A 12,889-nucleotide genomic window follows, 5' to 3' on the forward strand; every position below is an offset into this window, starting at 1 on the left:
TTTCACGGTAAGGATAAGGTCCTGCTGACAGCCGGCGCGGGCCGGCTGTCCTGCCATCAATTCAGGCCACGGCGTTCCAGCAGCGGCTCGATGACCGGATCGCGGCCACGGAAGGCGCGGTACATCTCGACCGCATCGACGGTGCCGCCCTTCGACAGGACCATATTGCGGAAACGGTCGCCGTTCTTGCGCTGCAGGCCGCCGTTTTCCTTGAACCACTCGCCGGCATCGGCGTCGAGGCGCTCGGCCCACAGATAGCTGTAATAGCCGGCCGAATAACCGCCGCCCATCGCGTGCGAGAAGTAGGTGCTGCTGTAGCGCGGCGGGACCGGTGCGAAGTCCAGGCCCGCGTCCTTCAGTGCCTGCTGCTCGAACGTCTTCACGTCGGTCGGGATGGCTTTCGAGCCCAGCTGGTGCCAGCGCTGGTCGAGTACGGCAGCAGCCAGGTATTCGGTGGTGCGGTAACCTTCATTGAACTTCTGCGAGGCGCGCAGCTTGTCGAGCAGTTCCTTCGGCATCACGGCGCCGGTCTGGTAATGCTTGGCATAGCTGGCCATTACTTCGGGCCAGGCCATCCACATCTCGTAGACCTGCGATGGCAGCTCGACGTAGTCGCGTGGCACGCTGGTGCCCGAGAAGCGCGGGTACTTGACCTTCGAGAACCAGCCGTGGGTCGCGTGGCCAAATTCATGGAACGTCGTGCGCACTTCGTCCCAGGTCAGCAGGGTCGGCTCGCCTGCGGCCGGCTTGGTCAGGTTCAGGTTGTTGGTGATGACGGGCTTCTTGTCGAGCAGGAAGCTCTGGTCGACCAGCGAACTCATCCATGCGCCGCCGCGCTTGTTCGGGCGCGCATACGGGTCGACCACGAAGATCGCCAGGTGGGCGCCGTTTTCTTCGAACACGTCATACACGCGCACATCGGCGTCGTAGGTCGGCAGGTCGGTGCGGCGCTTGAAGGTGATGCCCCAGAGTTTGGTCGCAGCGAAGAACGTGCCTTTCTCCAGCACGTTGTCGAATTCGAAGTACGGCTTGAGCTGGTTGGCGTCAAACGCGTACTTGGCGGTGCGCACCTTGTCGCTGTAGATCGCCCAGTCCTGCGCGGCCAGCTTGAAGCCGCCCTTCTCTGCATCGATCACGGCCTGGATCTCGGCCGCTTCTTTCTTCGCGTTGCGCACGGCCGGCGCGGTCAGGTCGCCCAGCAGCTTGTTGACCGACGTGGTGTTCTTCGCCGTCTGGTCTTCGAGCGAGTAGGCGGCGTAGTTCTCGTAGCCCAGCAGCTCGGCGCGTTCGGCGCGCAGTTTCGCCAGTTGCAGCACGACGTCGCGGTTGTCGAATTCGCCGCCGCGGCTGCCGCGGATCATCGACGTGGTGAGCAGTTTTTCGCGCGTGGCGCGGTTGGTCAGCACGGCCAGCGGCGCTTGCTGCGTGGTGTTGACGACGGGGATGACGAACTTGCCTTCCAGGCCGCGCTTGGTTGCTTCGGCGGCCGCCGCGTCGATGGCTTTCTCGGGCAGGCCGGCCAGTTCGGCGCGGGTGTCGACGACGAAGGCCGAGGCGTTGACTTCCTTCAGCACGTTCTGGCTGAACTGGGTCTGCAGCGCGGCCAGCTTGCCGTTGTAGTCCTTGAGCTTGACCTTGTCGGCAGCGGACAGGTTGGCGCCGGCGCGCACGAAGTCCTTGTAGTAGCGCTCGAGCAGGAACGACGATTCGGCATCCAGGCCGAGCGTGGCGCGCTTGTCGTGCAGGGTCTTGATGCGGGCGAACAGGGCCGGGTTCAGGCGGATCGCGTCGCTGTGGGCGGCGAATTTCGGCGCCAGGTCCTTGTCCAGTGCCTGCAGCGTGTCGTTGGTGTACGAACCGGTCAGCGTGTAGAACACGGCGCGCACGCGGCCCAGCAGCTGGCCCGAGCGCTCCATCGCCACGATCGTGTTGTCGAACGTCGGCGCAGCCTTGTTGTTGGCGATTTTGGCGATTTCAGCAGCCTGCTCGCGCATGCCTTCGTCGAACGCCGGCGCGAAGTGCTCGTTCTTGATCTTGTCGAAGGCCGGGTAGCCGTACTGCAGGGTGCTCGGCTTGGCGAACGGATTCGAGGCTGGCAGCGCAGCGCTGGCCGACTTGGAAAACGCGAGGGTGGCAAAGGCAACGCCGGCTGCGATCAGCAGCAGTTTTGGACGGTTCATGGTATCTCTTGTGCGATGGGAGAAAAAGGGTAGGTCAATGGCGCAGCGCGCCGCCTGCACCGCTCGTGACGGCGCAGGCGGCGTGCAGGCATCAGTCGTTCGACGGCGTCGCAGTCAGGCCGCGGCGTTCCAGCAGTGGGCCGATCACCGGATCGCGGCCACGGAAGTTGCGGAACAGGTCCATCGCTTCTTGCGTGCCGCCGCGTGACAGCAGCGTCTTGCGGAAATGGTCGCCGTTCTTGCGCGTCAGGCCACCGCTTTCGGTGAACCACTTGACCGTCTCGGCGTCCAGGCGCTCGCTCCACAGGTAGGCGTAGTAACCGGCCGAATAGCCGCCGCCCATCGAGTGCGAGAAGTACGCGCTGCGGTAGCGCGGCGGCACCGGCGCATAGGCGACGCCCGCATCGGCCAGCGCCTTCGCTTCAAAGCTCAGCACGTCGGTGGGCACCTGGTTTGGCGTGATCTGGTGCCAGCGCTGGTCGAGCAGCGCCGCCGCCAGGTAGGCGGTGGTGGTATAGCCCTGGCCGAACTTCTTCGATGCGACGACCTTGTCCAGCAAGTCCTTCGGCATCGGCGCACCGGTCTTGTAATGCTTGGCGTAGTTGGCCAGCACTTCAGGCCAGGTCACCCACATTTCGTTGACCTGCGACGGATACTCGACGAAGTCGCGCGGCACGTTCGTGCCCGAGAATTTCGGGTACTTCACATCTGAGAACATGCCGTGCAGCGCGTGGCCGAATTCGTGGAACGTGGTGACCACTTCGTCGTACGTCAGCAGCGTCGGCTCGCCGGCTGGCGGCTTCGGAATGTTCAGGTGGTTGCCGATGACGGGCTTCTGGCCCAGCAGGTGCGATTGCGAGACGTACTCGTTCATCCAGGCGCCGCCCTGCTTGTTGCTGCGTGCGTACGGGTCAAAGATGAAGATCGTCAGCAGCTTGCCGTCGACGTCGTACACGTCGAAGGTGCGCACATCGGGGTCATACGTCGGCAGGTCCTTGCGTTCCTTGAACGTGATGCCGTATTCCTTGGTCGCGGCGAAGAACACGCCATCGACCAGCACGCGGTTCAGTTCAAAGTACGGGCGCAGCTGGCTGTCGTCGAAATTGAATTTCTCGGCGCGCACCTTGTCGGCGTACAGCGGCCAGTCCCAGCTTGCCACCTCGAATTTGCCGCCGTCTTTATTGATCGCGGCCTGGATCTCGACGGCTTCCTTCTTCGCGTTGTTGACGGCCGGCTTGGCCAGGTCGCCCAGCAGCTTGTTGACGGCGGCCGGATTGCGCGCGGTTTCCAGCTCTTGCGAATAGGCCGCGAAGTTCGGATAGCCCAGCAGCACGGCGCGTTCGGCGCGCAGCTTGGCCAGGCGCAGCACCTGCTTGGTCGTGTCGAATTCGCCGCCCTTGGTGCCGCGCTCGAGCGAGGCTTTCATCAGGCGCTCGCGCGTGGCGCGGTGCGTCAGCACTGACAGGCCAGGCTGAATCGACGTGTTGACGATCGGGATCGCAAACTTGCCCTTCTGGCCGCGCTTGGTTGCTTCAGCAGCGGCGGCATTGATCTCGGCATCGGACAGGCCCGCCAGTTCGGCGCGGGTATTCACGATCAGGGCGGCAGCATTCGCGCCCTTGAGCACGCGCTGCTGGAAGTCCGACTGCAGCGAGGCGATCTCGCCGTTGTAGGCCTTCAGCTTGGCCTGGTTGGCCGCCGACAGGTTGGCGCCGGCGCGCACGAATTCCTTGTAGTAGCGCTCGAGCAGGTGCGTCGATTCGGCGTCCAGGCCCAGCGAAGCGCGCTTGTCGTGCAGCGCCTTGACGCGCGCGAACAGCTTCGCGTTCAGGTGGATTGCATCGGTGTGCGCCGCCAGCTTGGGCGACATCTCGCGATCGACCGCGTCGAGCGTGTCGTTGGTGTTGGCGCCATGCAGATTGCCGAAGGTCGCGTTCACGCGCGCCAGCAACTGGCCGGATTTTTCCAGCGCCACGATCGTGTTGTCGAACGTCGGCGCGGCCTTGTCATTGGCGATCGCCTCGACTTCGCGCAGTTCTTCGCGCATGCCGGCAGCGAATGCAGGCAGGTAGTGCGCATCCTTGATCTTGTCGAACGCCGGGTATTGCAGCGGCAGGCTGCTGGGCTTGGCGAACGGGTTGGATGCGTCGAGGGCGGGTGCGGCAGGCGCTGCGATGGCGGAACACGCCAGCGCGACGCCGGCTGCCACGATGAGCAGTTGAGGACGGATCATGAGGTCTTTCGCTAACACTGAGGAAGGGCGCTGTCGCCAGTGGCTCGACAGCAGTGCGCTGAAGATCATAGCAGGCTTGCATGGCGCTTGTAACAATTAAAAAGTACCGCAATGTATCAATCCGCGGCCCCCGTATTGACGTGCATATGGTGAGCGCCGTGCTAGCATCGAAGCCCTTTTGCGGTCTCTGCGCGGCACCTTTCCATGACCCTTTCTTCCTCTTCCTTTGACGCCATCGTGGTTGGCACCGGCCCTGGCGGCGCCAGCGTCGCGCGTGAACTGGCGCGCGCCGGCAGCCGGGTCCTGCTGCTCGAACAGGGCGGCGCGGCGCCCCTCGCCGGCACGGTCACGCAGATGGCATCGATGGCGGCCGTGCCCGGGCGCGGCGCCTTCATCCACCGCGATGCATCGCTGCTGGTGGGCGGCACGACGCTGGGTGGCAGCTCGGCCGTCAACTTCGCCACTGCGGCAGCGCCGCCGGCGGCCTACTTTGCCGCATACGGTATCGACCTCGCTCCGAGCCTGGCCGAACTGCGCGCGGAATTGCCGCTCGCGCCCCTGCCCGATACGCTGGTCGGGCCCATGGCCACGCGCATCATGGCGGCAGCGCGCGCGGCCGGCATCGACTGGAAAAAGCTCGACAAGATGATCCGGCCGGCGCTGTGCCGCAGCGGCTGCTGGCGCTGCACCTACGGCTGCCCGTTCGGCGCCAAGTGGAGTGCCCGTGATTTCGTCGAGCAGGCGGTCGGATTTGGCGCCGTGCTGCAGGCGGCCAGCCGCGTTACGCGCGTGCTGCTGGAGGGCGGCCGGGCCAGCGGTGTCGAGGTGCGGCATGGTGGCCAGCTGCAGACGATTCACGCGCCGCTGGTGATCCTCAGTGGCGGCGGGATCGGCAGCCCGCGCATCCTGCATGCATCAGGGCTGGGGCCGCGCGATGCGCCGTTCTTCAGCGATCCGGTGGTGGCCGTGATGGGCAGCGTGGCCGATATCGATGGCGGCGCCGAAGTGCCGATGGCGGCCGGCTGGCACGACCCGGAGGCCGGCATCGCGCTGGCCGACCTGACCTTGCCGCGCCCGATGTACCAGGCCTTCGCGACGCAGGTCGGGCGCGTGGACCGCTTGTTCGCACATCGGCGCACCCTGAGCATCATGGTCAAGATTCGCGACACGATCAGCGGGCGGATCGGACCGCGCTGGGCCGACAAGCGCCTGAGCGATGGCGATCGCGCGCGCCTGCAGACGGGTGAGCGGATGGCGCGCACAATCCTGGAGGCAGCCGGCGCACGGCACGTGTTCAAGAGCTGGCATTTCGCGGCGCACCCGGGCGGCAGCGTGCGCATCGGCGCCGGGGTCGACGCCGATCTGCGCACGCGTGCGCCGGGTCTGTATGTGTGCGATGCGTCGGTGATCCCGCAGCCATGGGGCTTGCCGCCGACACTCACGCTGCTGTGCCTGGGCAAGCGCCTGGGGCAGCACCTGGCGCGTCAGGGCTGACGCACTAGTGACTCAGTAGTGCGGGGGACGTTCGTTGAGTGGCGCCTGGCCGGCGTCGCGCAGGGAGCGCAGGTGGTCGGCCAGCTTGCCGACCATTGCCTCGAGCTCGTCGATACGGCGCTCCTGGCGGTAGATGGTCTTGTTCAGCTCATCGAGCAGGTCTTCCTGCTGCGAGAGCTTGATTTCAAGATTGACGAAACGTTCTTCCTGGTCCACGGCGCACTCCGGTAAAGCCGGCATTATGCCAGCATGACCGGGTGCGCCGCGCGCCCGGCAGGTCAGGCGTAAGGAATGAAGTCCAGGCCCTTGCCGACCGTCTCGATGACGAGCGCCTGGTTTTCCGGGCTTTCGCTGAATTCGATCACCAGCTGTTCCCGGCCAAGGCGACCGATCTCCGCCGTCCAGTACAGCAAGCCGCCGGCATCGGGCTCGCGATTGAGCACGTTGTCGTACAGCTTGTAGATGAACTCTTCATTGCTTGGCGCGGCGCCATACAGCGTGTCGAATTCCGGCGCTTCCATGAAGCCGGCAGCGATCGTGGTCAGCAGCGTGCCGTTATCGAGGTGCTTGGTCCAGAAGCCCAGGCCGCCTTCGTCCGACTCGCGGCCCATGATGGCCTGGTAGAGGCGGAAGATCTTGGCCGAATTGTCGTCGATCGCCTTCCAGCCATCGTTGAACTGGATGCGCTCGACGTTGAACAGGCCGTCGACTTCGCCATTGGCGCCCGTCACCGAGTAGCCCCAGGTTTCCTTCTTGACGGCGAAGTCAGCGCGTGCGCCGCCAAACACCACGGTATCGATGCCAACGCCCGCGTCCACGGCGGTGCTACCCGCATTCATGACGATGGTGTCCGCGTTCGCCGTGCCCGCCTGGTAGCCTGGGTGCGAGATCGATACGGCAGCCGTGACCTGGCCGGCGCGGGCATTGCCGGCCAGGTCCAGCGACGTCACGATCACGTTGTAGTTACCGTTTGGCAGCGGTTGCGACGTCAGCGACCATGCGCCATTCGCGCCGACCACGGCGCTGCCGATCTTGGTGAAGTCGCCGTCGCGATACAGTTCGATCGTGGTGCCGGCTTCGCCGCTGCCGCTGAAGACGGGCTTGTTGCCGCCTGCGGGCATGGCAATATTCACGGTCGGGATCGTCGGTGGGGTGGCGTCAATGTGGAACGTGACACCGCTGCTGCCCGTCGAGACGTTGCCGGCCGCATCGGTGGCGGTGGCATAGGCGCGGTAGTTCAGGCCATCGGCCAGCGCCACGGTCGAGCGCGCGCTCCACAGGCCATTCGCGTCCGCCGTGGCGGTGGCGATGACCTGCTCGTTGAGATAGACTTTGACCGTCGCATTGGCTTCCGCCGTGCCGTTCATGCCTGGCTGGCTGCCGCGCGCATACAGGTAGCCATTCTGCGTCACGGCCATCACTGGCGGTGGCGGCGCCACGGTATCGGTTGCCACATTGGCGCGCTCGACACGCATGTCGGCAAACTGCAGCCATTCGACGTTGCGCAGCGTATCGGTGCCATCGGCCCCCGTCACCGCCAGCGCGCCGTCGGCCAGCGTGGAAAATGCATACCCACCGCGATTGCCATTGAAAATTACCGTGTCCGTGCCTGCGCCGCCGTCAATCATGTCGTTCCCTCCGTTGCCCTGCAATGTGTCGTTGAATTGGGTGCCGGTCAGGACATCGTCCTTGTAGCTGCCCGTCAGATAGCGTGCGCCCGTCGTGCTGTTGATGCCAAGCTCACCGCGCAGGCCGTCGCCGCCATACAGCCAGTTCAGTGCCGCGATGTCGTAGGGCCGGTAGGTGCTGTGCCAGCCGCCGGCGCTGGTGTACGACATGATCGTATTGCTCGTGTTGTCTTCGCTGTCGGGCAGCACGGCCAGGTTTTCATCACCGGGTTCCAGGAACGGGTGCTTCAGGCCAAGGGCATGGCCCAGTTCGTGCAGCAGGGTCTCGTAACCCTGGCCACCGACCGTCAGGTCCTGGGTCATCGCGCGCCACTCGGTGTTGTCCAGGTAGACGTAGGCATTGGCGTTGTACGCGGTCAGCGTGGTCTCGGTGCCGCTACGCTGCGACAACCAGCTGTTCAGGCCCGTCGTGTAGGCACCATCCAGGTTCAGATTGGCCAGATGAAACTGGGCGCTCGCGCCGGACGTGGTTTCCTGAAACTGGATCCCCGTCACTTGCTGCAGATAATTGAACGCCGTCCGTGCATTGGCTTGCTGGGAGACGCTGAACGTTTCCTGGCCCGTCCGGCCGCTTTCATTGCCCGAGGTGGTCGAGAACGTGTAGAACAGCACGTTGGCGTTGTTATTGCTGAGGAAGTTCCAGTCGGGTCCCTTGTCCAGCAAGGCGTCGATATGGTTCAGTCCGGTAAGCGGGGTGACGGTGATGTCGGAAGGAGTTGCCATGAATCAGTCAATAATCGTTGCAGCAAGGTAAATGCCGTGGGAATTTAGATATCAAAATCAGCTATTCCGGCAAGTATTTCTTGCTCGACACTTGAAGTCAAATAGCATTTCAATCGTGCGCACGACTTGCCGATCCATCAAGGCTTGCGCACAACGGTTTACTCTGGAACCGGCCTCGGCGTTGCCAACAAGGCTTTCAAACTTGCCAATCTTGCCTTTGGACTCAGGATTTCCGATTCCATCGGCGCGGCCTCGCCAACGTCCAGCGCCATTTCCTTGATGAAGCGCGACGGATCGCAATTGACCAGCTCGCCTGCGCGTTTGCGCCGCTTGCACCAGCTCACGTGCAGCGTGCGCTGGGCGCGCGTGATGCCCACGTACATGAGGCGCCGTTCTTCCTGGATGCGCGCCGAGATCGTTTCGATGGAGGCGTCCGGGTCGCCCTTGTGCGGCAGGATGCCCTCTTCCACGCCGACCAGGTACACGTGCGGATACTCCAGCCCTTTTGACGCGTGCAGCGTCGACATGCGCACGGCATCCTGCTCCTCGTCCTGGCCTTCGAGCATCGACATCAGCGCCACCATCTGCGTCAGTTCGAGCAGGTTCTTTTCTTCGCCATCGCGATCGCGTCCGCCACGGCCGCGGTCCTTGAGCCAGTTGGTAAATTCGAGCACGTTCTGCCACTTGGCCTGAGCTGCACGGTCGTCGAAGCCCTCGTACAGGTAATGCTCGTAATTCATTTCCTTCATCATGTCGTCGAGCACCTCGGCCGCATGGTCGCCGGCGCCCAGCGGGCCGGGCCGCGTCGCGCGGTCTTCCAGCTCGCTGATGAAGTGGCAGAAGTTGCGCACCGATCCCAGTTGCCGTTCGGCCAGCTTGGCTTCGATGCCGCCCTTGCGCGCCGCCTCGAACAGCGAGCAATTCCACTGTTTCGAGAATTCGCCCAGCACTTCCAGCGTGGCCATGCCGACCCCGCGTTTCGGCGTCGTGATGGCGCGGATGAAGGCCGGGTCGTCGTCCTGGTTGGCGATCAGGCGCAGGTAGGCAATGATGTCCTTGATCTCGGCCTTGTCGAAGAAGCTCTGGCCGCCCGACATCGTGTACGGGATGCGCTCCTTGCGCAGCGCCTGCTCCATCACGCGCGCCTGGTGGTTGCCGCGGTACAGGATGGCGAAATCGGACCAGTTGTTCTTGCGCTGAAAGTGCTCGGACGAAATCAGCATCGCGATCTGGTCGGCTTCCTGGTCGTCGTTCTGCATGCCCATCACCTTGATCGGCTCGCCCAGGCCGTGCTCGGACCAGAGCGACTTCTCGAAGATTTTCGGGTTGTTGCCGATCACGGCATTGGCCGCCTGCAGGATGCGCGTGGTGGAGCGGTAGTTCTGCTCGAGCTTGATCACGCGCAGGTCGGGGAAATCAACCTGCAGCGTTTTCAGGTTTTCAACCGAGGCGCCGCGCCAGGCGTAGATCGCCTGGTCATCGTCGCCCACGGCGGTAAACATCGGCTTCTTGCCCAGACCCGTCACCAGGAGCTTGACCAGCTCATACTGGCAGGTATTGGTGTCCTGGTATTCGTCCATCAACAGGTAACGCAGGCGGCGCTGCCAGCGGTCGCGGATCGGCTCGTTGTTGCGGAACAATTCCACCGGCAAGCGGATCAGGTCATCGAAGTCGACCGCCTGGTAGGCCTGCAGCGTGGCCACATAGCTGCGGTACACGCGCCCGGCCTGGGCTTCGTCTTCGTCGCGCGCCGCCTTGATTGCGTCTTCCGGGTCGACCAGGCCGTTCTTCCACAGCGAAATCGTGTTCTGGATGCGGCGAATTTCCTGTTTATCGGTACTCAGCGCGAGGTCGGACACGATCGTGTAGCAGTCGTCGCTGTCCATGATCGAAAACTTGTCCTTGAGCCCCACCCCGGCCGCTTCCTGGCGCAGGATGCGCACGCCCAGCGAGTGGAAGGTCGACACGGTCAGTTGCTTGGCCTGCTTCGGCTGCTTGAGCAGCTTGGCGATGCGCTCCTGCATCTCGAGCGCCGCCTTGTTGGTAAAGGTCAGGGCAGCAATCGTGCGCGGATCGTAGCCGCAGTGCTCGATCATGTAAGCGATCTTTTGCGTGATCACGCGCGTCTTGCCGGACCCGGCGCCAGCGAGCACCAGGCAAGGGCCGTCCAGATACAGCGCGGCTTCGCTCTGCGGCCCGTTGAGGCCGAACTTTGGTGCGTTTGACATGGGGAAGTTTTCGGTGGGACAGAGAGCGATTGTAACAATCTGGCGGGCGCAGCGGGCGATGGCGCGCTTCCGGCAAGGTTGGATTGCAACAAGCCGCTGTCCGGCTTTGCTGCCCGGCATCCTCCTGCGAGTCAGCCGGGGATCGGGTACCATGCGACCTTTGCCAGCGAGACGCCAAACGCGACGCTGCAGCCCCATTTTTCTGGAAATCTGCCCTATGAAATTCGAACATCTCGTCGAAATCAACGATCCGATGAACCCGCTGCTCGACACGCTCACCCGCGAGCAGTTGTGGCACGGCCTGGTGCTGCGCGCCGAGCAGCCAAAACTGTTCATTCCGCACCTGGACGCCTGCGACATCCTCGAGCGCGACGCCGGCGTCATGCGCCGCCGCCTGACCTTCGGTCCGCTGGTAATCGAAGACAAGGTCACCCTGACCCCGCTGCAGGAAGTGCATTACGACGTGCCGGCCCAGGGCGACATCGCCGCCTCGACGCTGCGCATGGTGATCGAGGCGCCGACCAGCGCCATGCTGCTGGTGCGCTTCTGCTACGACGACGGCATGGGCGAACACGTCGACCAGGCCAATGCGATGTACGACGAATTCAAGAAATCGGCGTACGAAGAAGCCGACATCGACACCGTGCGTGTCCTGCGCCAGCTGGCCGGCCAGGGCAAGCTGGCCACCACGCTGCTCAACTGATCCGGCGGCGCGGTCTACAGACCCGGCTGGGAGTCGGCGGCGAGGGTGCTGCTCTCGCCCTGCGCCAGGTTGGTGGCCAGGTCGCGCAGTGCAGTACGTACGCCTTCTTCGATGACCGGATGGTAGAACGGCATCTCCAGCATCTGGTCGACCGTCATGCGCATCTGGCATGCCCATGACAGCAGGTGGGCCAGGTGTTCGGCGCGCGGCGCGATCATCTCGGCGCCCAGGAACAGGCGCGAGCCGTACTCGGCATACACCCGCAGCATCCCCTTGTTCTGCAACATGACGCGGCTGCGGCCCTGGTTCTCGAACGACACGCTGCCCACGGCGAACTTGGGTTGGCCGCTCGCGCACAGGGCCCGGTAACTCTTGCCCAGCGTGGCGATATTCGGCTCGGTGAACGCCACCGCGATTGGCGTGCGGCGCAGGCCCGGGCGCACGTCGGGGTAACGGCCCGCATTGTCGCCGGCGATCTTGCCGTGATCGGCCGCGTCGTGCAGCAGCGGGCGCTCATTGTTGGCGTCGCCCGCGATGAAGATCGGGCTGGTGCCGCACTGCATCGTGCGCACGTCGAAGGTCGGGATGCCGTCGGCGCCCCGCTCCAGGCCGGTCAGCTCGAGGCCCAGGTCATGCACGTTCGGCGTGCGCCCGGCCGCCATCAGCACGTACTGGAAGCGTTCGCTGCTTTCCTTGCCCAGCGCGTCGCGCACGCGCAAGACGACCTCGTCGCCCTCCTGCACCGCACCCATGATTTCGCTCTGGAACGCGATGTCGACTTCTTCGCCCAGCACGCGCGCAGCGCAGCGCAGTACTTCGGGGTCGCTGATGTTGGCGATGGAGCCGCCGCGCGCGTAGAAACGCACACGCACGCCGAGGCGGCTCAGGGCCTGACCCAGTTCGAGGCCGATCACGCCGGTGCCGATCACGGCCACCGAAGCGGGCAGGTCGTTCCAGTAGAACACGTCGTCGCTGGTGACGATGCCGGGACCGACGTTCTCGAGCTGCGGCAGGCGCAGCGGCGTCGAACCGGTGGCGATGACGACGCGCCCGGCGTGGATCTCGGTATGGTCATCGACCTGCAGCGTGCACGGGCCGGTAAACCGCGCGTGGCCTTGCAGGCGGTCCTGGACCGGAATGGCTTCCACAGCCTCAAGCACGAAACCGACGAAGCGGTCGCGTTCGCGCTGGACGCGCGCCATCACGGCCGGGCCATCGATCCGCACCTCGCCGGCATGCACGCCGAACGGACCGGACGTGTGCAGCGCATGCGCCGCCTCTGCCGCGGCAATCAGGAGCTTGCTTGGCATGCAGCCGACCCGGGCGCAGGTGGTGCCGTAATGCGCACCCTCGATGACCACGGTGCGCGCGCCCTGCGCCCTGGCGGCACGATAGGCGGTCATGCCGGCGGTGCCCGTGCCAATGACGGCAACATCCACGTTCAGTTGTTTCATGGTGCTCTTTCGCTGTTGACAGGCAAAACGATACGCTATTTCACGCCGCTGGGGGCAGCACGAACCCATTCATGATGCCATCGAGCACCAGGGTTTTTCGCATCCATGCCGAGTGTATGTCGATAAATATTACATACTTCAAGTTAATAATTTAACGTCGGAAATTTTAGGTATAAGAATCAACTA

8 protein-coding genes are annotated in these 12,889 nt (G+C 64.2%); 2 read left to right on the forward strand and 6 right to left on the reverse strand.

The genetic code is table 11. The features are described from left to right. Positions 1–56: 56 nt before the first annotated feature. Positions 57–2,180, reverse strand: a complete 2,124-nt coding sequence (locus tag AC1MGT_RS10565) for a M3 family metallopeptidase (protein WP_499504126.1) — start codon at positions 2,178–2,180, stop codon at positions 57–59. Positions 2,181–2,271: 91 nt separating this feature from the next. Next, on the reverse strand, positions 2,272–4,413 hold the full coding sequence (locus AC1MGT_RS10570) for a M3 family metallopeptidase (RefSeq protein WP_332531295.1): 2,142 nt from the start codon (positions 4,411–4,413) through the stop codon (positions 2,272–2,274). A 204-nt stretch (positions 4,414–4,617) separates the two neighbouring features. Here AC1MGT_RS10570 and AC1MGT_RS10575 point away from each other — a divergent pair, with 204 nt between their 5' ends. Beyond that, positions 4,618–5,907, forward strand: coding sequence for a GMC family oxidoreductase N-terminal domain-containing protein (locus tag AC1MGT_RS10575; RefSeq protein ID WP_499504127.1), 1,290 nt, complete (start codon positions 4,618–4,620; stop codon positions 5,905–5,907). A gap of 12 nt (positions 5,908–5,919) precedes the next feature. Here the strand turns inward: AC1MGT_RS10575 and AC1MGT_RS10580 are convergent, their stop codons facing one another. The 3 genes from AC1MGT_RS10580 to AC1MGT_RS10590 form a co-directional block, all read right to left on the reverse strand. Beyond that, positions 5,920–6,123: a SlyX family protein gene (locus tag AC1MGT_RS10580; protein WP_183555154.1), complete on the reverse strand. Its 204-nt coding sequence runs from the start codon at positions 6,121–6,123 to the stop codon at positions 5,920–5,922. A gap of 62 nt (positions 6,124–6,185) precedes the next feature. After that, positions 6,186–8,318, reverse strand: a complete 2,133-nt coding sequence (locus AC1MGT_RS10585) for a DUF4214 domain-containing protein (RefSeq protein ID WP_499504128.1) — start codon at positions 8,316–8,318, stop codon at positions 6,186–6,188. Between the two features lie 158 nt (positions 8,319–8,476). After that, positions 8,477–10,546 carry a UvrD-helicase domain-containing protein gene (locus AC1MGT_RS10590; RefSeq protein ID WP_183555152.1) on the reverse strand — a complete coding sequence of 690 codons (2,070 nt, stop codon included), beginning with the start codon at positions 10,544–10,546 and terminating at the stop codon, positions 8,477–8,479. Between the two features lie 217 nt (positions 10,547–10,763). On the opposite strand from AC1MGT_RS10590, the gene AC1MGT_RS10595 reads away from it, so the two are divergent. Then, positions 10,764–11,249, forward strand: a complete 486-nt coding sequence (locus AC1MGT_RS10595; RefSeq protein ID WP_332531292.1) for an SRPBCC family protein — start codon at positions 10,764–10,766, stop codon at positions 11,247–11,249. Positions 11,250–11,263: 14 nt separating this feature from the next. Here the strand turns inward: AC1MGT_RS10595 and AC1MGT_RS10600 are convergent, their stop codons facing one another. Further along, positions 11,264–12,703 carry a dihydrolipoyl dehydrogenase gene (locus tag AC1MGT_RS10600; protein ID WP_499504129.1) on the reverse strand — a complete coding sequence of 480 codons (1,440 nt, stop codon included), beginning with the start codon at positions 12,701–12,703 and terminating at the stop codon, positions 11,264–11,266. Positions 12,704–12,889 lie beyond the last annotated feature (186 nt).

The organism is Telluria sp. BA11 (assembly GCF_056680305.1).

Excerpts from the sequence above, each read along its gene's own strand:
- AC1MGT_RS10565 (WP_499504126.1), bottom strand. The coding sequence starts at position 2,180 with ATGAACCGTCCAAAACTGCTGCTGATCGCAGCCGGCGTTGCCTTTGCC.
- AC1MGT_RS10570 (WP_332531295.1), bottom strand. The coding sequence starts at position 4,413 with ATGATCCGTCCTCAACTGCTCATCGTGGCAGCCGGCGTCGCGCTGGCG.
- AC1MGT_RS10575 (WP_499504127.1), top strand. The coding sequence starts at position 4,618 with ATGACCCTTTCTTCCTCTTCCTTTGACGCCATCGTGGTTGGCACCGGC.
- AC1MGT_RS10585 (WP_499504128.1), bottom strand. The coding sequence starts at position 8,318 with ATGGCAACTCCTTCCGACATCACCGTCACCCCGCTTACCGGACTGAAC.
- AC1MGT_RS10590 (WP_183555152.1), bottom strand. The coding sequence starts at position 10,546 with ATGTCAAACGCACCAAAGTTCGGCCTCAACGGGCCGCAGAGCGAAGCC.
- AC1MGT_RS10595 (WP_332531292.1), top strand. The coding sequence starts at position 10,764 with ATGAAATTCGAACATCTCGTCGAAATCAACGATCCGATGAACCCGCTG.
- AC1MGT_RS10600 (WP_499504129.1), bottom strand. The coding sequence starts at position 12,703 with ATGAAACAACTGAACGTGGATGTTGCCGTCATTGGCACGGGCACCGCC.